General features: G+C 59.8%; 20 protein-coding genes and 1 riboswitch. Of the genes, 14 read left to right on the top strand and 6 right to left on the bottom strand.

Annotation, left to right across the window (positions count from 1 at the left end):
- Positions 1-432 precede the first annotated feature (432 nt).
- Positions 433-648, top strand: a riboswitch (cobalamin riboswitch).
- Positions 649-855: 207 nt separating this feature from the next.
- Both AC1VNY_RS17180 and AC1VNY_RS17175 read left to right on the top strand, forming a co-directional pair.
- Positions 856-2682, top strand: a complete 1827-nt coding sequence (locus tag AC1VNY_RS17180) for a ribonucleoside-diphosphate reductase subunit alpha (RefSeq protein WP_482406050.1) — start codon at positions 856-858, stop codon at positions 2680-2682.
- Positions 2673-3746: a ribonucleotide-diphosphate reductase subunit beta gene (locus AC1VNY_RS17175; RefSeq protein WP_162136766.1), complete on the top strand. Its 1074-nt coding sequence runs from the start codon at positions 2673-2675 to the stop codon at positions 3744-3746. Before AC1VNY_RS17180 ends, AC1VNY_RS17175 begins: the two co-directional genes overlap by 10 nt.
- 1919 nt (positions 3747-5665) lie before the next feature.
- On the opposite strand, the gene AC1VNY_RS17170 is transcribed toward AC1VNY_RS17175, so the two are convergent.
- Positions 5666-6361 (bottom strand): secretin N-terminal domain-containing protein, encoded by a 696-nt coding sequence (locus AC1VNY_RS17170; RefSeq protein WP_212058981.1) that lies wholly within the window; start codon positions 6359-6361, stop codon positions 5666-5668.
- Between the two features lie 170 nt (positions 6362-6531).
- On the opposite strand from AC1VNY_RS17170, the gene AC1VNY_RS17165 reads away from it, so the two are divergent.
- From AC1VNY_RS17165 to AC1VNY_RS17115, 11 genes are all read left to right on the top strand, one after another.
- A complete protein-coding gene (locus AC1VNY_RS17165; protein ID WP_482406049.1) occupies positions 6532-7050 on the top strand; it encodes a nodulation protein NolB in 519 nt (172 codons plus the stop codon).
- Positions 7051-7926, top strand: a complete 876-nt coding sequence (sctJ, locus tag AC1VNY_RS17160; RefSeq protein WP_482406048.1) for a type III secretion system inner membrane ring lipoprotein SctJ — start codon at positions 7051-7053, stop codon at positions 7924-7926.
- A gap of 11 nt (positions 7927-7937) precedes the next feature.
- Positions 7938-8570: a nodulation protein NolU gene (locus AC1VNY_RS17155; protein WP_482406047.1), complete on the top strand. Its 633-nt coding sequence runs from the start codon at positions 7938-7940 to the stop codon at positions 8568-8570.
- Entirely contained in the window at positions 8567-9190 is a 624-nt protein-coding gene (gene sctL / locus AC1VNY_RS17150) for a type III secretion system stator protein SctL (protein ID WP_482406046.1), read from the top strand. Before AC1VNY_RS17155 ends, sctL begins: the two co-directional genes overlap by 4 nt.
- The gene (gene sctN, locus AC1VNY_RS17145; protein ID WP_482406045.1) at positions 9187-10542 is read left to right on the top strand and encodes a type III secretion system ATPase SctN; all 1356 of its coding nucleotides are present in this window, start codon (positions 9187-9189) and stop codon (positions 10540-10542) included. The genes sctL and sctN overlap by 4 nt, the downstream gene beginning before the upstream one ends.
- Positions 10518-11054: a hypothetical protein gene (locus AC1VNY_RS17140; protein WP_482406044.1), complete on the top strand. Its 537-nt coding sequence runs from the start codon at positions 10518-10520 to the stop codon at positions 11052-11054. Before sctN ends, AC1VNY_RS17140 begins: the two co-directional genes overlap by 25 nt.
- A gap of 113 nt (positions 11055-11167) precedes the next feature.
- Positions 11168-12169: a type III secretion system cytoplasmic ring protein SctQ gene (sctQ, locus tag AC1VNY_RS17135; RefSeq protein WP_482406102.1), complete on the top strand. Its 1002-nt coding sequence runs from the start codon at positions 11168-11170 to the stop codon at positions 12167-12169.
- Positions 12162-12827, top strand: a complete 666-nt coding sequence (gene sctR, locus AC1VNY_RS17130; RefSeq protein ID WP_028343882.1) for a type III secretion system export apparatus subunit SctR — start codon at positions 12162-12164, stop codon at positions 12825-12827. The genes sctQ and sctR overlap by 8 nt, the downstream gene beginning before the upstream one ends.
- 2 nt (positions 12828-12829) lie before the next feature.
- A complete protein-coding gene (locus AC1VNY_RS17125) occupies positions 12830-13105 on the top strand; it encodes an EscS/YscS/HrcS family type III secretion system export apparatus protein (RefSeq protein ID WP_016844749.1) in 276 nt (91 codons plus the stop codon).
- 10 nt (positions 13106-13115) lie between these two features.
- Entirely contained in the window at positions 13116-13937 is an 822-nt protein-coding gene (gene sctT, locus AC1VNY_RS17120) for a type III secretion system export apparatus subunit SctT (RefSeq protein ID WP_482406043.1), read from the top strand.
- The gene (locus tag AC1VNY_RS17115) at positions 13934-14971 is read left to right on the top strand and encodes an EscU/YscU/HrcU family type III secretion system export apparatus switch protein (protein ID WP_482406042.1); all 1038 of its coding nucleotides are present in this window, start codon (positions 13934-13936) and stop codon (positions 14969-14971) included. Before sctT ends, AC1VNY_RS17115 begins: the two co-directional genes overlap by 4 nt.
- 126 nt (positions 14972-15097) lie before the next feature.
- On the opposite strand, the gene AC1VNY_RS17110 is transcribed toward AC1VNY_RS17115, so the two are convergent.
- Genes AC1VNY_RS17110 through AC1VNY_RS17095 form a run of 4 tightly spaced genes read right to left on the bottom strand, consistent with a single transcriptional unit; the run spans position 15098 to position 18290 of the window.
- Complete coding sequence (locus tag AC1VNY_RS17110) at positions 15098-15763, bottom strand: CpaD family pilus assembly lipoprotein (protein WP_482406041.1); 666 nt, start codon at positions 15761-15763, stop codon at positions 15098-15100.
- Between the two features lie 10 nt (positions 15764-15773).
- Entirely contained in the window at positions 15774-17228 is a 1455-nt protein-coding gene (locus tag AC1VNY_RS17105) for a type II and III secretion system protein family protein (protein ID WP_482406040.1), read from the bottom strand.
- Between the two features lie 28 nt (positions 17229-17256).
- Positions 17257-17946, bottom strand: a complete 690-nt coding sequence (locus AC1VNY_RS17100; RefSeq protein WP_212058988.1) for a response regulator — start codon at positions 17944-17946, stop codon at positions 17257-17259.
- Positions 17947-17987: 41 nt separating this feature from the next.
- Entirely contained in the window at positions 17988-18290 is a 303-nt protein-coding gene (locus AC1VNY_RS17095) for a hypothetical protein (RefSeq protein WP_482406039.1), read from the bottom strand.
- 2956 nt (positions 18291-21246) lie between these two features.
- On the opposite strand from AC1VNY_RS17095, the gene AC1VNY_RS17090 reads away from it, so the two are divergent.
- Positions 21247-21687, top strand: coding sequence for a VirK family protein (locus AC1VNY_RS17090; RefSeq protein WP_482406038.1), 441 nt, complete (start codon positions 21247-21249; stop codon positions 21685-21687).
- 605 nt (positions 21688-22292) lie between these two features.
- On the opposite strand, the gene AC1VNY_RS17085 is transcribed toward AC1VNY_RS17090, so the two are convergent.
- Positions 22293-23495, bottom strand: a complete 1203-nt coding sequence (locus AC1VNY_RS17085) for a hypothetical protein (protein WP_482406037.1) — start codon at positions 23493-23495, stop codon at positions 22293-22295.

Raw genomic sequence — 23495 nt, 5'->3', positions numbered from 1 at the left:
TGAAAACAGTAACACATAGCACTTTCTTCAAGATGACAGTCTCCGAGATCGGATGAGTATGCCTGCTATTTTTCACAACAGGATCGACACCAAAATTCGTCCCAAATTTAGAGGCCGATGCTTCTTCCTAAATGGAAGCCAGCCGCGATCATCAGGTAACGAACGCTCGTCAGCTTTCGGTCAGCTCGCTTCTCTAAAGAGTTGGCCCATTCGCGCTCACGAACGCTGCCAATCTTATCACGCGACAGAAACGGTTCTTCTCATGTTGCCTGCCGTTATGCGCAAACTTAACGGAAACTAGAAAGGCAGCCCAACGGCTTCTCCAATCATCTGCAGCGGAAGTGACAGGGCGATAGAGTGGTCCGGGCGGTCGGTATGTTTTTGCCTTCTCAATCTAGATCTCTCCAGTTGACGAATCCCGGCGAGTAGTGCCTATCTCTAGCTAGTCACGGTCTTCCGCTCCCCACACCTTGTAGGTCGGAAGCTAAGAGGGAACCCGGTGCGCCAACACGGCAACTCCGGGGCTGCCCCCGCAACTGTAAGCGGCGAGCGGTTGTCATCATGGTCACTGGCGCGACACAGCGCCGGGAAGGCCGACGGCCGCAGTGACCCGCGAGCCAGGAGACCTGCCGCGACCGAACGAAAGTCCTCGGGCGGGGTGCCCCGGTGGGTCGCTTGCAGCCGGGGACATTTGCCCGGATTCCTCGCAAGTCGTCCGCGCGGCCCACGCCTAACATCGCGGGGTTGCCGATGTCGCCGTCTTACAATTTCGATCAGCAGGGTCATCTCATTGAGCCGTCGCATGTGCGGCCGCGCCCAGCGCAGGCAAGGCCTAACCCGCCTGAGTTGTGTCGTGTGTTGCCGTCGCCGGCTCCGCTGCCGCGCCCCCTTGCGCCATCGCCAAGGCCGGCCGATCTCAAGCTCGATCGGACGCGCGACGACCTGTTGACGCCGTTCGGCAAGCTGACGGTGACCGACCGTTATCTGCTCGCCGGCGAATTGCTCCAGGACATGTTCGCGCGGGTGTCTTGCGCCTTCGCGGATGATGTTGCGCATGCCCAACGTCTCTATGATGCGATGTCTCGGCTGTGGTTCATGCCGGCCACACCGGTGCTGTCCAACGGCGGCACCACGCGCGGTCTGCCGATCTCATGCTTCCTTAACTCGGTGTCGGACTCGCTCGAAGGCATCGTCGGCACCTGGAACGAGAATGTCTGGCTTGCCTCTAACGGCGGCGGCATCGGCACTTACTGGGGCAACGTTCGCTCGATCGGCGAGAAGGTGAAGGGCGGCGTTACCTCAGGTATCATCCCGTTCATCCACGTCATGGACGGCCTGGCATTGGCGATCAGCCAGGGCTCGTTGCGGCGCGGCTCTGCGGCGGTCTATCTCGATATCCACCATCCCGAGATCGAGGAGTTTCTCGAGATCCGCAAGGCGTCCGGCGACTTCAACCGCAAGAGTCTCAACCTGCACCACGGGATCAACGTTACCGACGCGTTCATGCGTGCCGTGGGCGCCGGCACCGCGTTCGCTCTGCGCAGCCCGAAGACCAACGATGTCATCCGCGAGATCGACGCCCGCCAGCTGTGGCAACGCATCCTGGAGAACCGGCTGCAGACCGGCGAGCCTTATCTGTTGTTTATCGACACCGTGAACCGATCGCTCCCCAAGCACCAGCGCGAGCTCGGCCTCAAGGTCTCTACCTCCAACCTGTGCAGCGAAATTACCCTGCCGACCGGCATCGATCATCGCGACGAGGACCGCACCGCGGTGTGCTGCCTGTCGTCGCTCAACCTCGAGACCTGGGACCAGTGGAATGAGAAGCCAGGCTTCATCGAGGACGTCATGCGCTTCCTCGACAACGTGCTGACCCACTTCATCACGGTGGCGCCGGACGGCATGAAGCGTGCCCGCTACGCCGCCTTGCGTGAGCGCTCCGTCGGCCTCGGCGTCATGGGCTTCCATTCGTTCCTGCAGGCCAAGGGCATTCCGATGGAAAGTGTCGTGGCCAAGTCGTTCAATCTGAACATGTTCCGGAAAATCCGTCGCGATGCCGACGCGGCATCCGTGACGCTCGCGCGCGAGCGTGGGCCGTGCCCGGATGCACTGGAACGCGGTGTGATGGCGCGCTTCAGCCATAAGATCGCGATCGCGCCAACCGCCTCGATCAGCATCATCTGCGGCGGGACCAGCGCTTGCGTCGAGCCGATCCCGGCCAACATCTACACCCATAAGACCTTGTCCGGTGCCATCTCGGTGCGTAATCCGCATCTCGCCAAGCTGCTGGCCGCCAAGGGCGTAGATACTTCGGCGACCTGGCAGTCGATCATCGCGCACGAGGGTTCGGTCGCCCATCTCGACATCCTGTCGGAGCACGAGAAAGCGGTCTTTCGTACCGCCTTCGAAATCGACCAGCGCTGGATCGTCGAGCTTGCCGCCGACCGCGCCGCGTTCATTTGCCAGAGCCAGTCGATTAACCTCTATCTACCGGCTGACGTCGATAAGTGGGACCTTCACATGCTGCATTGGACGGCATGGAAGCGCGGGGTGAAGAGCCTCTACTACTGCCGTTCAAAATCGATCTCGCGGGCGGCGTTCGCCGGCGACATCGCTGACGGCGACAAAGCGGCGCCGCCGCAGCCGCGCGCTGACTATGAGGAGTGCCTCGCATGTCAGTGATCGATCTCTCATCCGTCGATCCACGCACACTGATCGGCAAACGGTGCGTCGGCCTCCTCGATTCGACCGGCAGCTATGACGTCGATCGCTATGCCTGGGCTTACGAGTTCTGGAAGCGCCAGCAGCAGACCCATTGGATGGGCGAGGAGGTGCCGCTTGGTGCCGACCTCAAAGATTGGGCGTCGGACCGCGTTACCGACAGCGAGCGCGCGCTGCTCACTCAGATCTTCCGTTTCTTCACTCAATCGGACATCGAAGTCGGCGATAACTATCTTAAGCGCTACATCCCGATCTTCCAGCCGCTCACCGTCCAGATGATGATGGCGGCCTTCACCAATATGGAGACGGTCCACATCGACGCCTATGCGCTGCTGCTCAAAACGCTCGGCATGCCCAAGACCGAGTTCGAGGCATTTCGCGGCTATTCCGAGATGCGTGCCAAGGCGGACTACATGCACGAGTTCGGCGTTGACACAGTTGCCGATGTCGCCAGGACCTTGGCGATGTTCGGCGCCTTCACCGAAGGCATGGCGTTGTTCGCGAGCTTCGCGATGCTGCTCAATTTCCCCCGCCACAACAAGATGAACGGCATGGGACAGATCGTAAGCTGGTCGGTTCGCGACGAGAGCCTGCATTGTGAGGGCATTATCAAGCTGTTTCACGAATGGAACCGCGAAACCGGCGCGGTGACGCGCTCCGTCCGTGACGATATCGTCGACGTCGCCAAAACCATGGTGAAGCTGGAGGAGAATTTCGTCGACCTCGCCTTCGGCCTCGGCAAGATCGAGGGCATGAGACCTGAGCAGATCCACACTTACGTCCGCTATGTCGCCGACTGGCGACTGACCCAGTTGCGGATTGCCCCGGTCTTCGGCTTCTTCGAAGCCAAGGAGGGCGGGTTTACCCAGCTCAAGGCGCATCCGCTGCCTTGGCTCGTCGAGATTCTCAATGGCGTCGAGCACGCCAATTTCTTCGAGCAGCGCGCCACGGAGTACTCCAAGGCGGCGAGCCGCGGCAGCTGGGACGGCGAAGACGGGGTGTGGGCGGCTTTCGGCCGGACGTAGCCAGACGGAACAGCGCTTTGGAGCTGTCCGCCCGCGCATTTTCGGCTGTTTGCGAAAGGTCGGCTCTGCCGCTGCTTGCGGGGCCGCAGCGGACGTCAAGTGGCATGATCTATGCCGCTCGAAATCATGGTCGCGGCCATCGGGACGGACGTGCCAAAGTGGAGGTGTTGAGCACACCTAAGGGGCCGCCAGTATCGGAGTTTATCAAAAACGCTCCGGGTGAGATGAGCAGAGGCGGCGCGGTATAGGGTAACCGATCGAAGAAAACTGCGCCGTTGATGTGCCGACGCGCAAATGAACGCAATCCCGTTTCACGAGGCGCGCGAGGTAATCGATGTCCACGCGGTTTGCGTTAAGGCCGCCTGCAATGCGGCTTGAGAAGAATTGGTTGCACGCTCGCCGTCCTTTCGGGAAGGGCGGACGGAAACTGTTTTGCGCACCTTGGCCAAAGCACCGTGGTAAAACCTGACTTGAATGCTGCGGGCCGGCGGCTGTGGACGTGACAATCGCGCGTGATGGTCAAGGCGGCCGAAAGCGCAAGGCGGAGAAGATAAAAGAAGAAGGGGACTGGTGATCGTTCATCTCGAGCCGGGGAGCTATCTTGACGTCACCAGGTTACTGCAATGAACGATTGGGCCTTAGAGTAGGAGCTAGGCAATTTTTTTGCCGGCTAGGACCGTCACCAGTTGCTGTTGCCGTCCGCAATTTCAATCTATCGGCGCCACGGACATGGCCCTGCCGAGGCACGGGCCATGGTCGCTAGCGGGCAGGTGGATCTTCCTCAGAGTCTGCAGGTCGATCTTCAGCCGGCTCGTCAGGCCAAAGGGTCGGATCCAGCGACGGTGTGAGACGAATGAAGCCCTCGTCTCTCCATTCGGCTGTGTGAGGCACCCCGAGAAGGGTGAAAACCTTTGTGGGCTGCTCCCTGCTCGGCTTCACTCCGCTGCGCTCAAGCATATCGATCTCAGCGTCTGTGGCTGTTTGGCCGGTGAAAACCCAGTAATCCTTAGCGAGACGTCCGTTCACCATGCGGAACCCGGAAAGTTCTGGTGGTGTGGCTTCGGAAGGACCTGCCTCGGACGGCCCGGCTTGCAATGGTCGAGCGTGGGAGGGGCCGGCGTGGGACGGCCCGGCCTGCACAAGTCCGGCGTACGATGGCCCTCCATGTGATGGCGATGGCCCCGCGCCCGAAGGGCCAGCATCCACATTCTGCCATATCAGATCCTGATCGACGTCAGGCTGAGCCTCAATCGCCTGAGCGATCGTCTGCTGAGACAGGGGCTGCGGAAAGCTTTCCAGTTCTGGCGCGATGTGGACCGCAGCCGGCGTATGCGAATCATCTTCCCAGCCCAGGTCGGTCGACGGATGCGCTAAATCCAGGTACGACGAATAGGGGGCCAGCATCCAGGTAGGCGAATAGGGATGGCCTGAGCCCAAATATGGCGAATAGGCCTGCCCCTGCAGCACTGGAGGGGCAGCATGTTGTGGCGGAGCACTAGCGTGCGCGCCACTCAGCCGCTGCTCAAAGCCGGGCGCGCCCGTGAACGGTTCTGGTGGTTCGGGCTCTGGGCTCGCATTAGCTGGACCGATTGCATTGAAATCCATCCTGTCACTCCTTTCCCATGATGGGCGGATCAAGCGAGACGAAAGCTCATGTCCTCCGGCTCCGACGCGGCTGGTACGGAAGCTTGCGTTGACCTTTAGGCCCCGAGCTTCCGGCAAAGATGGCGCTCATCCGCTTCCGCTCGCGCCTAGGGGTAGCTGGTTGTCCACGTCCGTTGCGCTCGGTAGAAGGCGCAGCCATCCAGACGTCCGCAAGCTCATGCTGGAAGCATCAGCATTCGAAAAGCTGACGATCAGACGGATTGAGCCAATGCAGATCGGATCGACGTTGGCTGAAGGGGTCTCGCATCGGTTGGTCACCTCTGGCCCGTGCCAGCCTCGCGCACGGCGCCGTCCTGATGCGGCGCGTCGGGCGAATAATGCCCTTCCGGGCGTCCGTCCCGAATAACCACACTCGAGGAGCCGCGAAACAACATCAAAACCGAATCCCGCGGCGGCCTTTCGGCGGCGGCAGGATTGCGCCGCGCCTGCGCCTCCGCCACAAGGCCCTTCAACGTCTGGTCCACCAGCGCGATGAAGCGTGGCGGGCCCGAAGCCAGGACGAGGCCATCGCCCGGGGCCGGTTTCACGATATAGCGTTCATCGGAGATGTTGAGCGCATCGAGCGCGGTCTTGAACGCATCGAAGCTGATCGGGCTCAACACCACCAGTCGGCTTTGCGCCTCGTGGGCCGCGGATATGTAAAGCACGAGGCCGTCGTAATACCATTGAAGATTGTAAAGGTTGGTCAAACGCTCGAGGAATTCGCGCGGTGGCAGGTCCGGCATTCGCCCGCGAATCCGGCCCTTCACTTCAGTGCTGACATTGACCCTGATATTGAGATTGTTGCCAAACTCCTGCAGCGCGGCAGAAAGGTCCTGGTCCAGAACCGTGTAGCTATAAGGGGCCGACGGCAGCGAGAGGGGGGCGCCAAGCGCGCTGACCATTCCAAGACAGATGAAACCTCCGGCGTAAAGAATTCTCTTCAATACCATCGTGGATCGGACAAACATTCCTGAAGGCCTTCTGAGAATTAAACTTGGAATTTCGGTCCAGGCTGGACGCCAAACGTGATCTTTAAATGACGCAAGGCGGCGCATCCTCGTCAGGTTTTCGTCAGCTCACCGTTCTACGATCTTGATCCGTTCAGTGTCGACAACGCGTGGTTTCATCAACGAGCGCAATGACTCCTTATATGATGTTAGGCGCAACGCCGATCTCACCCAATTCAGCCGACTGTCTTGCCAATGCCTGCTCGCCGGCAGCTGTCGGCGAGCAGGCGCACTTTGAGCAGTCTCTTGCGCAAGCGGCCTCCAACCAGAGTGTCACCTCATCGGTCGCAGATAGAGCCGCAGTCGTTCCGCCGGTATCGGAAGTGCAACGCGCGAACACGCTGGCGAATCCGCCGGGCGATCGCATCCTTCAAGCGCTTTCTACCGTGTACAACAGCCATGTCGGTGCTCCGGCGGTCGGTAGTGTGTCGTCTGCGCCGAGCGTCATCCAGGCTGGACCTGCCGCGCAGCCGCTATTGCAGCCGCTCGACATCGGCGCGCATGCGACGGTTAAACCGGTAGCGGCAGATTTCGATTCGATGGTGGTGAATCTGCGGGATGTATACCGGGACGTCGTTCAGGTGTCCCTTGTCTCTAAGAGCACCAGCGCCGTGAGTTCGTCGCTGAACAAGCTGCTATCGGCGGGCTGAATGAAGCTGATGCCTGGTGTGATGTGCAGTGCGGGCAGCGGCAGCCGTCAACCGTGGCGACGGCTTCGCGTTTGCCTTGCTCTGCCCCTTTTTGTTCTGTTGCTCGGCTGCAAAGCTGATCTCTACAGTAAGATTCAGGAGCGCGAAGCCAATGAGATACTTGCGCTTCTCCTTGGCAAGGGTGTCGATGCAGCTCGTGTTGTCGCCAAGGATGGGACCAGCACGATCCAGGTCGAGGAAAGGCAGCTCGCCTATTCGATTGACTTGCTGAATGTTGAGGGGCTGCCGCGCCAATCTTTCAAGAATCTTGGCGAGGTATTCAAGGGATCGGGCCTCGTTGCCTCGCCGATCGAGGAGCGGGCCCGTTACGTTTATGCCCTCAGCGAAGAATTGTCGCGCACCATTAGCGATATCGATGGCGTCCTGTCCGCCCGGGTTCACGTGGTCCTTCCTAAAAACGATCTGTTGCGGCAAGATGCGACCCCGTCCTCAGCGTCGGTTTTCATCCGACATGGCTCCAACGCAAAGCTCTCGGCGCTGTTGCCTCAGATCAAGATGCTCGTAGCCAACAGCATCGAAGGACTGTCCTACGACAAGGTGGCTGTGGTCTTCGTGCCGGTTGAGCGAACTCCGCTTGAGCAGCCGGCGTCGCCGGCAGCCGCTTCAGCTCAATCCGCAAAATCTGCTTCAACGCCGTGGCTTGCGCTTGGGGTTGGAGGCGCCGGCGCCGTATTCGTCATTGCATCGTATGTGTTGCTCGGTGCGCGTCTTCGTCGGTTGTGGCAATCATCGCGCAAACTGATCATGTTCAGCAGGCGTTCGAATGTGCCCGCCGTTCAGGCTGCCGGTAAAAAGATCATGTCTGATGCGACATAGCCAGGACGCTCATGTCGGTAACAATGTCTCCCACCGAATCCAATCGTTCGTTCACGCTGGCTTCCGATCGATTGCGCGAGCTTACTGCCTCGATCCATCCGAGCCGTTTTGCTGCCTGTCTTGATCCGCTGCTGTCGCCGGCCACGTTGCTGCGACTACAGCAGAGTTTTAGGCTGCAGCCAAGACTGGCCGCACTGCTGGTCGGCCACGAAGTCGATGTGAGCGGAGCTGGCTGGAACGAGGATCCCTTGCTCGGGCATGGTCCGCGGCGGGCTGCCCTGCTCGCCGGCAGTATCTGGCATGCACGCTCCGTCCTGAAGCTGGTTTCAAAGCACGATCTATCAATTTTGGTCGAAATGATCGGTGCTGAAGCGCATGCTTTCGCCATCCGGCATTTATCCAGTGCGGTCGCAACAACGCCTATTGCCGATCCGGAACGCCTGTCGCGACAGATTGAAGATGATGGATATGCCTGTCTTGGCGCCTGGCTCGACAAGGCTCCAGCGCTCGACCGTATCCGCGTGCTTCTACGCCTGCCCGTTGGGACCGCCGCGGACAATCCGGCAGCTGAGCACCGTTGTGCCGCAGGCCCGCTGCTCTCCGTGGTTATGGCCCATTTGAGGGCGGAGGCTGCCACGGTATGACAGTCGATGTCCCAGCATTGCCTGTGACCCCGCAGATCCGCCCGCTTGGACCCCTGATCCCGGCAGCCGAGCTCAAGATCTGGCATGACGCCGTAGACGCGCGGGCCGCTGCCGAACGGCACCTGCAGCGTGTTCGCAACTGGGGACGCAAAGCTTATAAGCGGGAACGGGGGCGCGGCCATGCCGAGGGCGTCAAGGCGGGCGCAGAGGAAATGACGCGACTGATTGCGCAGGCTGCGTGTGAACTCGCGCAGCGAAAGGCCGTTCTGGAGCAGCAATTGCCCGAACTGGTCATTGAGATTGTGCGCGATTTGCTTGGCGCCTTTGATCCGGGCGAGATGCTGGTGCGCAGTGTTCGTCACGCGATCGAGCAAAAGTACAAGAACACGGAAGTTTGCCTTCACGTATCGCCCTTAAAGGCCGATCTGCTTGCCAGTGAATTCGTAGCCTACAATGGACAGGATGGCCAGCCCAAGGTCAGGATCGAGCCGGATCCGGCGCTCGCGGCGGACCAATGCGTTTTGTGGAGCGAGTTTGGCAATGTCGACCTCGGACTTGCCGCGCAACTGCGCGCGCTTCGTTTGGGGTTTGGCTTGCCTTCGCACGAAGGTGAGCCATGACCACGCAACGACCGACCCATACTGCTGCGGCTGACGAAGGGGCCGTCCACGCCGCACTCTCATCCTTGAGATATTCCGCTAAGCATATCGACACGCGTGTCGTCCGCGGTCGGATCACGCGGGCGATCGGTACACTGCTCCATGCCGTCCTGCCGGAGGCCCGGGTTGGGGAACTATGCCTCTTGCAGGATCCCCGCAGCGGATGGTCGCTCGAGGCCGAGGTGATCGGTTTGTTGCCGGACGGGGTGTTACTCACGCCGATCGGTGACATGGTCGGCTTGTCCAACCGTGCGGAAGTCGTCACGACCGGGCGAATGCAGGAAGTGCCGGTCGGCCCCGATTTGCTCGGCCGCGTGATCGACAGTTTCGGTCGTCCGCTCGATGGTAAGGGCCCCATAAAGGCCGGCGAAGTGCGTCCGCTGCGTGGTAAGGCGCCTAACCCCATGAAACGGCGCGGTATCGAACATTCTTTTCCGCTCGGCGTTCGTGTCCTGGATGGGCTCCTGACATGTGGAGAAGGCCAGCGGATCGGCATCTATGGAGACGCCGGTTGCGGCAAGTCGACACTGATGTCGCAGATCGTCAAGGGGGCAGCCGCCGACGTCACGATTGTCGCGTTGATCGGCGAACGCGGCCGAGAGGTGCGTGAATTCATCGAGCGCCATCTTGGCGAAGCGCTCCGCCGCTCGGTCGTCGTTGTTGAGACCTCCGACCGTTCGGCCATGGAGCGGGCGCAGTGCGCCCATATGGCGACGGCGCTGGCCGAATATTTTCGTGATCAGGGGCTGCGCGTCGTTCTGATGATGGATTCCTTGACGCGCTTTAGCCGCGCGATGCGCGAAATCGGCCTTGCCGCAGGAGAGCCTCCGACCCGTCGCGGATTTCCGCCCTCCGTCTTTGCGCTGCTGCCGGGCCTGTTGGAGCGGGCCGGCATGGGCGAGCATGGTTCCATCACGGCCTTCTATACCGTGCTTATCGAAGGTGACGGCACGGGCGACCCAATCGCCGAAGAAACACGCGGCATTCTCGACGGGCACATCATTCTCTCGCGCGCGCTAGCCTCGCGAGAACATTTTCCGGCAATCGATGTGCTGTCGAGCCGAAGCCGCGTCATGGACGCCATCGTGTCTGTTCAGCATCGCAAGGCCGCTTCCTTCTTCCGTGATCTGCTCTCGCGCTACGCCGAGGCCGAGTTCTTGATCAAGGTCGGCGAATACAAGCAAGGCTCCGATCCCCTGACCGACCGGGCGATCGCCTCGATCGAGGAGTTGCGCACGTTCCTGCGCCAGGGCCAGGACGAAGCATGCAATTTTGAGGAGACGGTGGCATGGATGTCGCGTCTGACCGCATGAACTGTGCTCATGCGTCGAAATTGCGGCTGGTGAAGGACATGAGGGAGCGGAGTGCCCTTCGTGAGCTGTCCAACATGGAAGCCAAGCGCCGCATCGCAGACGATGCTGTCGCACAGGCTTGCGAGCAGCTTGCAAATGCCGAAAAACACCGCGCAAGGGTCGAAGCCGAGCTCTATCGGCAGATGTTATCGGACGATGCGATATCTGTCAGCGAACTCGAGCGCCGCCATCATCTCATCATCGGCCGACTCACAGAGGACATCGCGGTAGCCCAGCGGGTTTTTGACGAGGCGCGCTCCGCTCAAGATCTGGCCGAGACTGCAGTCTTTGAGGCGCGGACGCTTTGGGCCAAACGTTCGGCAGCATGCCACAAATGGCAAGAGATCGAGCGTGACGTTGAGCGAAGCACCAATGCTCATGTTGAAGCCGCCGCGGAGATTGAAGCCGATGATGAGGTGTTGCTTCGCCACCGCAGAGGCGCGTCCGCCCAAAGGGGAGACGAGCCGAGCTGATGGCCGATACTTCTACCTTGGCGCCAGCATGCCGTGAGGGGCAGGCGTCGCCTGCGACCCAGAGGCCGGATAGATCGGTGCCATTCAGAGCGCAGCCGATCCTCTCGCATGCTGTGGTTTCGTGGCTCAATGAGATCGCGGTTTTCCGCGGACCTCTGCAAAGCCGTCTCGGCGACAAGCCGCTATCGCTGCGTATAAATCGCCTTGTCTGGCAGGTCGAGCCGACTGAGACGTCGATGCTTGATTGCGTCTTTGACGCCGGCGGCGAAATGCTCGTCCTGTCCTTGCCCATCCCGCTTGCTGAAGCGCTGGTTGCGACCGTACAGAACGGCCTGAGCTTACCTTCCGAGCCGACGCGTTCGCTGGTCCTTGAACTGGCGCTAGAGCCGTTGCTCGCTCCACTGGAGCGACTGATGCAGCGGAATTTGCAGCTTCTCCGCACCGATGAAGCGGCGAAATCAGGTCCATACCTGGAATTCGACGTCGACTATGGTCAGCTCGCGAGTAAGGCTCGCCTGCGTTTATTCTCGTCTCTTGACGCTCTGGTTCCACCAGCGTTCAGCGTCCTGGGCGAACTGCTTGGCCGATTGCCGCGACAGACGCCCAAGCTTCGTTCTGAACTGCCTGTCATTGTCGCAGGCCAGGTTGGCTCGCTCCGCATCTCGATCGGCCTTGTTCGTCAGGCACAGCAAGGCGATGCGCTGCTGCCGGACGCTATTCCGCTTGCTCGAGGCCAGGTCATCCTCACTGCGAGCGCATTGTGGGCTCCTGCCGAGATCGCTGGCGAAAGGCTGGTCCTGCGGGGGCCATTCCGCTCGCAATCCCACCCCCTGAAGAGTGGACACATGACGACACAACTCCAAGCACAACAGCTCCCCTCCGAGGCCGATATCGACAATCTCGAGATCACGCTCGTATTCGAATGTGGCCGCTGGCCGATGTCGATTGGAACCTTGCGGAGCATCAACGAAGGCCATGTGTTCGAACTCGGCCGGTCGCTTGACGGCCCCGTCGATATTCTTGCCAACGGGCAGCATATCGGCCGCGGAGATATCGTGCGGATTGGCGAGGAACTTGCCGTCAGGTTACGCGGCAGGTTGGCGGTCAATGACTGAGATTCAACCCAGCATCCTGGCGCTTCTTGCGATCACGGTCGGCCTCGGCCTGCTCGCCTTCGCAGTCGTTACAACGACCGCTTTCATAAAGGTCTCCGTTGTGCTTTTCCTGGTGCGCAACGCGCTCGGAACCCAATCGATACCGCCCAACATTGTCCTGTATGGGGCGGCACTGATCCTGACGGTCTTCATCAGCGCGCCGGTGTTTGAGCAGACCTACAACCGCCTGACGGATCCGCAACTCCGCTACCAAACGTTCGATGACTGGGTGACGGCCGCCAAGGAGGGGCAGGAGCCGCTGCGCGCCCATCTGAAGAAGTTCACCAATGAAGAGCAGCGCCGGTTCTTCCTATCGTCGACCGAACATGTCTGGTCGGAGGAGATGCGCGGCAGTGCCACGGCTGATGATTTTGTGATTCTTGTGCCGTCGTTCCTGATCTCGGAGCTCAAGCGCGGCTTCGAAATCGGCTTTCTTCTCTATCTTCCCTTTATCACCATCGATCTGATCGTCACGACGATTTTGATGGCCATGGGGATGTCGATGGTATCGCCGACAGTAATATCTGTTCCATTCAAGCTCTTTCTATTCGTCACCATCGACGGCTGGTCACGTCTCATGCACGGGCTGGTACTAAGCTACACGACGCCCGGAGGTTGACAATGAACGAAGCCAGCATCCTTATGCACCTGAGCCAATCGCTCGTGCTTTTCATGATCTGGGTTCTGCCGCCGCTCCTCGCAGCTCTGATTTCGGGATTGATCATTGGCCTCATCCAGGCGGCAACCCAGCTCCAGGATCAAACCTTGCCCCTGACGGTGAAGCTTCTGGTCGTCGTCGCCGTGCTCGCCGGCTTCTCTCCTGTGCTCAGTGCTCCGCTCATCGAACAGGCCGAGCGCATTTTCAGCGAGTTTCCTGCACTCACCGCAAGATACTAGCGGGACTTGGATGGCTGGCCTGTCACCCACCGATGCGCACGCTCTCGTCCAGGGCGGCATCGAACTTGTCGCGGCAACCGGCCTAAGCGCGGCCCGCGCCTTAGGCATCATGCTTGTACTTCCCGTTTTTACGCGGCCGCGTATCAGCGGCCTGATTCGGAGCAGTCTGACGATTGCGATCGGACTACCGTGCCTCGCGCAGGTCAAGCTGGGCCTGGAGACGCTCGACCCGAACACGCGCCTGGTCAGCGTCACCATGCTCGGTTTGAAGGAGGTCTTCGTCGGCCTTCTGCTCGGCATCCTGCTCAGCATTCCCCTATGGAGCATCCAGGCCGTCGGCGACATCATCGATACCCAGAGAGGAATCTCAAGCCAGGTCGCGGCGGAAGATCCTGCGACGCACAGCCAGGCGTCGGGAACCGGGCTTTTTCTCGGTGTCACTGCGGTCACGATCTTCGTTCTGGTTGGCGGCCTTCAGACCATGGTGAGCAGCCTTTATGGCAGCTATCTGATCTGGCCCGTGTATCGGTTCCTGCCTGCGGTCACGGCACAAGGGGCAATGGAATGCCTCACCCTCCTCGATCATATCATGCTGACGACGCTATTGGTCGCCGGGCCCATGCTGGCCCTGCTGCTGCTGATCGACGTGTCGGTCATGATGCTCGGCCGCTTTGCATCGCAGCTCAAGCTCAACGATCTTTCGCCTACGATCAAGAATGTCGCCTTCGGCGTCATCATGGTCAGCTACACCGTCTATCTCCTCGAATATGCGGGAGCTGAAATCCTGACGTCGAACAACGTGCTCGAGCATTTCAAGAAGCTCTTGAAATGAGCGGCACGAGCGAGGAGAAAAAGCTTCCTCCGACACCCAAGAAGCTGCGCGATGCACGCAAGAAGGGGCAGAGCGCGCGCAGTTCGGATTTGGTGAGCGGGGTCAGCGCCTGCGCCGGTTTTTCCTGCCTGTGGTGGAGAGCGGGAGCGATCGAAGACAAGTGGCATGAAACGGTCCGGCTGATCGACAAACTGCAGGAGCAGCCTTTCACGAGCGCCGTTCCGCAGGCGCTCAGCGGCTTACTGGAACTTTCGATCGCAACGGTCGGGCCTTTACTCGCGGCTGCCGTGGCAGCTGCCCTTCTGGCTAATGTTCTGACCAATGGCGGCTTCATGTTTGCTTCGGAGCCACTCAAACCGAAACTTGAGAAACTGGATCCCATCAAGGGCTTGACGCGGATCGCATCGAAAAGATCGGCCATCGAGCTTGGCAAGACTCTGGTTAAGGTAGTGCTCCTCGGGACGTGCTTTTTCTTCACCGTGACCGCTAGCTGGAAAGCGCTGGTGTACTTGCCGTTCTGTGGCATGGGCTGTCTCGGATTAGTCTTCACCGAGGTCAAGCTGCTGGCCGGGATTGCCGGCGGGGCGTTTCTCGTCGGTGGATTGACTGATCTTCTAATCCAGCGCTGGTTGTTCCTGCAGGAGATGCGCATGACCGAAACCGAGGCCAAGCGCGAGAACAAGGAACAGCAAGGCAATCCGCAGGTGAAACGCGAACACCGGCGTCTGCGCCAGGAGTCCGCGAACGAGGCTCCGCTTGGCGTTCATCGCGCCAACCTGATGCTAAGGGGGTCCACAACCCTGGTTGGGTTGAGGTATGTCCGCGGCGAAACCGGCGTGCCTGTCCTGGTCTGCCGTGGTGAGGGCGAAACTGCTTCCAAACTGTTTGGCGAGGCGCGGGCGCTGGGCCTCAAGATTGTGGATGACGACGTCCTGGCGCGACAGCTGCTCGGCACGGCAAAGCTCGGCAACCCGGTTCCTTCGCAGTATTTCGAGGCGGTCGCAAAAGCGCTTTACGCTGGCGGGCTGGTCTAGAGTGCTTCCGGACGAAGCGGGTCCCGGTTCGCGTGAAGAAACGCGCCAGAGCGAAAATCTAGAGACCCGTTCCCAATCACTCGGAACGGAAAAACCCTGGATCATCTTGACGGTGGCGCCAGCCCCTCATCGAGGGGGCTGTACGTCCCTCGTCGTCGCCGCGGGGGCTTCCGGTGTTGCCCTGTTGCTCGCTCCGTCTTCCTCTTTGCTCTTGTTGGGCGGGGCAAAGGTGCCGTAGCTGGCAACAGGAATGGCGGCGCGATCGCCACTACTTGTCATGACAGATCGATTATCCAGCAAGTCGAGCGGATCGTTGACCATGACTGCCAGATTGTTTCTGGTCGAGCAGCCAAGCGTCGGATCGAATGAATTGTCGTTTACTGCAGGCCCGACGATGGAAAGCGATGGACAGACGGGAGGATGGGCCTCAAAGGTGATCGCCTCGATCCGCACCCCGAAGTGGGCGGGCAGATCGATCGGGGAGGCGGCCAGGCGGATGTTGTAGGGGGCGATGCCCATGGCACGGGCCTCGTGGGCCACTTGTGCAATGAGGCGGGGTGAGCCGGTGACATCAATATGGAGTGCATCCCGCCGACCGCCACTGGCACGCGCAATGAAACTCCGCAGCCGATGCCTTTCGGAGCCACGAAGGCTCTGCAGAAACAAGACGCTGCTCTTCTGTTCCACATGGATCGCTTGCTCAGTTGGCTCGGAACGGACCGAAGCACTATTTGCGCATCCACCTAATGTTGCCGCCATAACGATCAAATGGCACAGATGTCGCAAGATCATTTGACGATCCTCATTCGATGATAAAGCCGGCGCTGCCGGTCAATCCAGGTGCGCTGGTGCGGGGCGCATCGCGGTTTTTCGGCGGCCGCGCCAGTGTATTCGTCAAAATGCGGCCCGCGTCCGACGGCGGTGCGATGCGATCGCTCGGCGCACTCATCCGGCTCGGGTTCGATCCGGGCCGCACGATGTAAGGCGTGACAATAATGACAAGCTCGGTTTCGCGCTTTTGAAACGATGAGGAGCGAAACAGCGCGCCGAGGATCGGCACGTCGCCGAGCCAGGGAAATTCGCCGATGTCGTTGTTGAAGTTGCGCCTGATCAGTCCGCCGATTGCAAAGCTCTGACCGCTGGCGAGCTCGACCACGGTGCTGGCCCGCCGCGTCGAGAGGGCAGGGACTTCTATGCCATTGATCTTGACTTGGCCTTCGCTCGACAGTTCGCTGACTTCGGGCTTCACACGGACATTGATCTGATTATTGTTGAGAACCGTCGGAACGAATTCTAGGCTCACGCCGAACTGGCGGAATTGGACCGAAACCTGGCGATTATCCTGCATCACAGGAATGGGGAATTCGCCGCCGGCAAGGAAGCTCGCGGACTCGCCGGACATCGCTGTCAGATTAGGTTCAGCCAGGATCGAGGCGAGGTGTTCGCTGGCGAGCGCGTCGAGAACAGCACTGAGGTTGGTATTGCCGGCGCTAAACCCGATGCCGATCGTGCCGCCACCGCTGGCCGCACTGGACCCGCCATCTTTGCCGCTGATCAAAAAGGCGCCGTTCGGGCTGGATGCGGTGAAATGGATATTGAGATCCTTGACGGCGCTGCGGGAGACTTCTGCGACCCGTACGCTGAGATTCACCTGTAACGAGCCGGCGACCTGGATCTTGTTGACGACCAGTGACCCGGCCCCAAGAAACTGCTCGGTAACCTTCTTGGCGGTCTCGACGACTTCGGCATTGGGCGCCGTGCCACTTAGGATAGCGCCGCGTGGGGTATAGCTGACCTGGATCGGATAGTCGCCGACCTCGGCTCGAAGCGTTGCTCGCAGGTCCTCGATCGGCTGTGTAACGACCACGCGCAACTCGGCGAGAGCCTCGCCGTTTTCGTTCAGGGCAAAGAGGCTGGTCCGTCCGGATTTCTTGCCAAACACAAATATCGTCGTGTTCGACGGCGCCTGATAATCCGCAATCGTCGGATCGGCAATAAAGATGCTCGCCGCCGCAGCGGTCAGATGAACTGTCTTGCCCTGTGAAGTAGTCAAGTTCAACGTGCCGGAGGTGCCGCCGGGCGCCGCGCGTGGCGGTTCTCCTTTGCCATCCCGCTTGATCTCGGCTGCCGCAGCAGATGAAAACAGCAGAGCAAGTCCGCACAGGACGTAGCAGAGGCGAGATAAAACGGCACAGCGCGACGTTCTGGCGACCATCGACGGCCCATCAGTGCCGGCAGCATTGTAAATGACCTTCAAGGGATTGTTGCTTTCAAGTTCGATTTAGTCAGGCAGCCGAGGCTGCCTCAATGAGTTCAAGGGTGTAACCGACGCCGCGCGCGGTCTTGATTCTGAGCGTCGCACCCGACTGGCTCAAATGCGTGCGCAAGCGATAGATTCCGACTTCCAGCGCATTGGTCGAGACCTCATCGTCGAACGCATAAAGACTATCCTCCAGCGATGCGCGGGGCACGGTGCGGCCGGCACGGTTGAGCAAATGTTCAAGAATGCACACTTCGCGGCGGGCAATCTTCAGTATCCGACCACCGACCGCGACTTGCCTTGCAATGGGGTCGAAATGCAGATTGCCGAATGTCACGAGCGGCGCCGTCATTTGCGTCGACCGCCGCAGAATGGCGCGCATGCGTGCGATGAGTTCGTCTGTCGATACGGGTTTGGGGAGGAAATCGTCCGCGCCCGCATTGAAGATCGCAATCCGCCGGCCGAGATCGTTGAGACTGCTCATCATAATGGCCGGCATTGAGCGTCCCTCGCGCCGCAGCTGCTTCAGCCAATCCAAGCCGTCTCCATCGGGCAGAACCAATTCTAGCAAAAGAATGTGGTAGTTGGCGCAATCCAGCGCGGCCGCCGCCTCATCAAGCGTGCGTGTCACGTCAACGGCAAACCCGCAATAGAGGAGCGCTTCCTTCACAGCACGGGCAAAGTCCGCATGATGATCAACCAGGAGAATTCGCATTTCATCGCCTCTCGTCCATCCACGCCAAGACCTTAAGCGCATCATGGTTGATCAAGAGGTTCGAAGAGAACAGACGTCCGCTTTGGCGTGAGCGCAAAAGTGCGGCAGCGACGAAGCGGATCGTGCTGGCGGGCGATCAATCCCGGTGACCTCCTTATCATGAGATTGGAAAATGCAATGGCATGACGGTGACTGCATGCGTCGTCGTCGATGCCGGGCAGGCCCCCTGTGCCGGGAAGACTCGTGAAATCACTCACGAAGCCGCAAGCCGTTGCGGCAGATCGGCGGATCTGAGCATCGGTCGCCGTGATATCTGCACGCACTGAGTAGCCGTCTTCGATCATGATAGCGCTTGAGCGCGTAATCGAAGCCAAAGCCCAGGAGCGAGCCGATGGATTTGTGGCTGAGCAGCCTGGCGAAACCGACATTGTTGGAACTCTCCACCTTGCCCCAGCCCCGCGGTCAACCTTGCTATGCTGTCGTGCCTGTGGCGTCGCCAAGTCACGATAAGGCAAGGTTTTCCGCGTGAATGACAATTTCACGCCACGCATCTGGACAATGCCTCCAGAGCCGCGATGTACGACGAACAGATCGATGCGCCTCCCGGCTACTGAGAAAACCGCTCCCTAGCCGGTGATAGACATGCAGGGCGCCAACGATCCCGATGTTCTGCCGCGTCCGATGCTGCGCCCCATCGACCGTCGTGAATGAGGGGCAGATAGGGGCGCCCCTCGTCGGGACTACGACGGCTCTGATTGAGGTCATTGCGACAGCTGCATCTCATCTTGGCTGAGCGGCAGCGGACTGATCGGAGCTCGAGTTTTTGATTGCGTGTTGCACGGACAGTGCGAGGTAAACAGAGCCCGCTTTCGGCCCGAATGCTAAATCCTGATCCGGCTGCAACAGGGGTCGCACTGATTCCTTCGTGCTGCACATAAGCGGTGTTGAGAACACGCCGTCGACAGGAGTGAGCGATCCGCGTGACGGAGCGAAGCGGGGCGGCGTTGAGTGTGAGAGACGTTCGCAATTCTTGCTACCTGTCGGGAAATGTTCGCGCGATCGCGGTTGTGTGTCGCGAGGTTGTCGGAAATCCTACAATCTGACGTTGGGTGAGATTCAAGTGCCTTTAACAATTGGTTACAACGTACCCTCAAACTTGCGCGCGTCTTGAAGCGATAGCGAGGCAGTCTGGACACGGTCATAGCTTTGAGGACCGCGGTCGGTCTTACTTTCTCCAACGTCGTGAGCATTTCGTCTCTCCAAATTCTATGACGCGGCCTGACCTGCAAGACGGCATGAGGCAGGCATCCTTGCTGCGCGTTAAGGCGGAAGCCGTAGCGCGCGCAAGCGTGCGATTGCCGGATCGCCTGACACGTGGCGATCGGCAGGCAGACTGTGGCTGGCCGCAAGAAGCGTTGATCTGACGCGTGAGGCTTGACGTCCCGGATGCAGAGGCGCGATTGCCGAAGTGGAATTGACCGGCAAGGGATTGAGCAGAGAATCGATTGTCACACCACATTCCTGAATGCTCCTTTCAAAGACCGCTACCGACTATGGGGGCTTCATGCAGGATCGGAAAAATCAATTGTTTTGATGGAACGCATTCAAAAGGCGGATAGGCGTAGGGCGGCTGCGCCGCTCGCCGTGTTTGATGCGGCGTTTACGGCGCTCGGTCATGCGATCCTGTTGACGGTCTTCCGATCAAACGCGCGTCCCGCATCACGCCGAAGGCGTTCTCCGGCTCAGGACACGGGTTCGGTCTCGGGCACGAACGCGGCGACCGGACCGATGTCAGGCAATAGCCGAAGCCCGCCCCAATGAGTGACGTCAAAGATCAATTTGGAAGGGCAGGTCGAAATGGGCAGCACGCGTCGGACCCCGCTCCCGGGACGTCGACGGCGATTGAGCCCCTGATGGCCGCTTGATGTGCATGCTGTACCGGCTATTGTTCGTGGTATTTGCGCGTATCCTCAAAGCCCTTTGTTGGTGTGCTGCCTCGGTGTTTGCACATGGATGCACGTTTTCGCGATAGAGCATGGTCGTTAGGTTATCTGTTCAGTGCCATCACGCCTGTACGTATGCGTCGCGTGCGGTCCGATAGTCGTCGATATTGCTGCCTAGAAACAGGCGGTCGATCTTTGGTTGCCGCTCTGCCCATGAACATATTGGATTCACATCTGCATCGATGAAGATGCGGTCCCGATCGACTCTGTCATCGAAAGCGGCGGTCGTTGGCGACCGACGTGCTGATTGCTGGTCCGCGAGGTCGATCTCGTTTCTGAGCGCAGCAAGCGTGGCACCTGTCGGCGTTGAGGCAAGCTTGGCGCGGGCGCCGACAAATGATGTGGCTGGATGGCGACCGGCTTCCGTGGCGACCTCGCTCGGGACAGACGTGGCCGTCCCGGGATTTGCCGCAAGGGAGACTGAATGGACGCGGGGTAGACCGAATCCAAGTCATCTAGCTGCTGCTCAAAGCGTGCTTGATCCTCGGACCTGTGTGCCGGCGCGTCGGCGTGTGCGCTCAGCTCGTCTGGCCGCCGGTCCACCCGGTGCGGCTGCTTCAGGACGCCGTGAGCCTCAAAGGGAGTATCTGCGGGATTTCGTGGATCAACAGTCATTCTTCTTCCATCTCCCCTCGGGTGCCGGCCGTTGACATGGAGTTTTGCAGGTGCAGCTTTCGAGAAGCTGACGGACCAGGAAGGAAGCCAGTATCCGTTTGAGGGGTGCCAGATGAATTCAGTTCAGTGAGGTGAGCGGTCAGTCAGACGGAAGCCACGCAAAGCGATACATTAGAAGCCGACACTGCTTTGTGCCATCTGGCATCCTGTTCGACGAGGGCGGTTACGGGTGCCTTGACTGAGCTTGTTCGCCAGCCACCCATTGTCGGCCTATCGCCCGCTGGCAGAGAGTCCTTGCTAGGTCTCAACGCGGACAAGCTGGCAGATGCGGTTGGTCGAAGTGCTCTTTCGGAAATCGCCCGCTTAGGCGCATTTGGGGCCGCATTCCCTCAGCCATATCGGCCTCCGTTGGATTGGCGCGACCGGTTGCCGTTTGTAGTTCTAAGCGGCCGGCGCTCGATCGAATCGTTCCAGCGATGTCGCACGAGGTCAGGCCACTTTAGCAAACCTGACCTACGAGGTTGTGACGTCGGAATAGCCGTCACAACGCCTTGCGCCTGGTCGCGACAGGTTGTTTTTGTCGCAGGCGCGGCGTGCTTGATGTCTGGAATCCGCCAAACGGCTTGCGAGGACGACGTCTTGCAACGTGCGATCTGTGGTACTTATCGAAGGAGATGAGCGTATGAAGTTTACTGGCAAAGGGCTAGCGATCCTGTTGTCCTTGCTTTCGGCCGCAGGCATGAGCGCGATGGCGAGAGCAGACGAGCCTTCGCCGAAATACACCGAGGTGCTCAATGCCCTGCAGACCGGAAAGAACGTGAAGCTCATCCTAGACATGAGCCGCTGTGCCAACGCGGAGGGTAGCAAGCCTGCGTCGGCGACGCAGGCCGGTCTGGTCATCAATGCCTTTAGGGTGACGCCCCAGAACGGCATCAGCTTCGCCAATGCGCACCAAACGGTGGACAGCGCCGGACATGCCGTCACCGAGTACATCCGCCATAGCCTCAGCCGCGAAGGTAAGCTCACGGTGCGGGCCTCGAAGCTTGTCGTCGGGACCACCGAACTCGTGAACCAGGGCGAATTCATCTGCGACTTGCCTGATGGCGCGAAGTTCGTCTGGTAAACGAAGAGCACTGCGCAGGGACCGCACTTCGAAGCCGTTTCCTTAACGCGTGGATGCTTCACCGAACATGGCACGATAATCTAGATCGTGAAGACGGCCAGATTGTTTCTGACCGTCTTTCGTTCGGGGTCCGAGTTGCACGAAGTTGCGGCAGTCTGCTCAAAGGCGCCGTATGAGGGCCGACTATCCTCATCGGAACTTTGTGATCGGCAGATCGGTAGTTCCGGCAAATGATCAGGAGCCAAGGGCCTCATTAAACCAAAACGGGTCGCCAAAGTACGTTCGCATCCTTGTCTGCGAGTATTGTGAGACATTCCTTCCAATCCGATTGGTCCACCAACCCGCGATAATTCGCGCTTAATCCTCGGCCAAACCATCGTTTTTTTAGCGCGTGCTTATCCTGTATCCCGAGTGTTCTCGGATTTGGTCGTCTGAAGTGCCGGTGCTGCCGAATGCGATCCTGCTTGAGATCATGCTGTGACTGGTATGGTCGGGTTTGGCTGACAGCTTTGGAACGCAGTTCTAAGATCTCTGGAAGCAAAAGATCGTCGTGGCTTCGGGAGTCCCTTTGGGCAGCTGTCCCAACGTGCCGACGAGCCCCTCGTTCAGCCAAATAGCGGCCGATGAAAGAGAAGAACGCGGCCTCCGGGCAGGCTTTCGGCCGTGTAGGGCTGACCGTGGATCAAAAAACGGGTCATTGGGACATCCTGGCTCGGCAGGAGACCACGGTTTTGCAGCATGTCGATCACGACGGGCGAGGCCTCTCGGGGGCCGTGCCTCCGGTTGTCGCCGAACAATTCCCCGAGTTCAGGCACTTGAGGGGATGGCTGATGGACCGATGCCGGTGCGGTAGACGGCAGGGGATAGTTTGGCGCCGGCGCCGAAGGAGCGTCCTCGCACCATTCGAAAGGTGCCGGTGCATCAAACCCAGGCGCAAGACCGACATAGATACCCGGGGAAGCCCTCCCCACCGCAGGCGTAGCTTCACGCAGCAAAGCGGGCCGAGGGTGGTGAATGAGTTGAACGTCATTGGGTCCTCCCGGTCCCAACATGGCCGTGTAGCGTTCGCCGCCAATCTCGTAGTTCATGACCGGATGCTCCGCAACAGGCAAGAAGTCCCACTTGCCTAACGTGGACAGCATCATGTCGGGAGCCAGCTGGGTGCGATGCGAAAAATCCTTGGGAACGGCAAACGACACATCGAACGTATCGCCCACAGCGGGAGACCGCAGATGGATGAGCTGAACATCATTGGACCCTCCCGGTCCCAACGCGCCCGCATAGCGTTCACCGCGAATGTCGTAGGTCTTTACCCGCTGTGCCGCATCGGGCAACAGACCCCATCGGCCCAGCTTGGAGCGCATCATATCCGGCGCAGGCTGGGTACCGTGAGTGAAGTCCTTGGGAACGACCAAAGAAGCATCAAAGCTTTCGCTGGCTGGGGGGGACGTCTGCTCAAGTGCGCTCTGGGCCGCAGCGCCTTGGTTTATCATCCGTCCAAAATAGTTTTCAGAGGCGGAATTCTGCGGCGGCTGCCAGGTCAAATCGAAAAGCCCTTCCTGAGCGACACCTTTTACCGGCAAGTGGGCGGTTGAACTCATCGTTGGCCAAGGCGACGGTGCATTGAAGATCGTCGCTGGCGGCAGGTCCTCGCGATCCGCGGCATCGAAAAGCTCTTCCTGAGTGAAACTTTGCGCGGGCGATGAAGTCGCTGAACGCATTCGCTGCCAAAGCACTGGTGCATCGAAGCCAGGAGGTGGAAGCTCGCCGCTCTGCTCTGCGGCATCGAAAAGCACATCCTGGGCCAC

The organism is Bradyrhizobium ferriligni, assembly GCF_056837965.1.
Note: the sequence above shows the minus strand (reverse complement) of the source record. Positions and strands in the feature narration are given on the sequence as shown.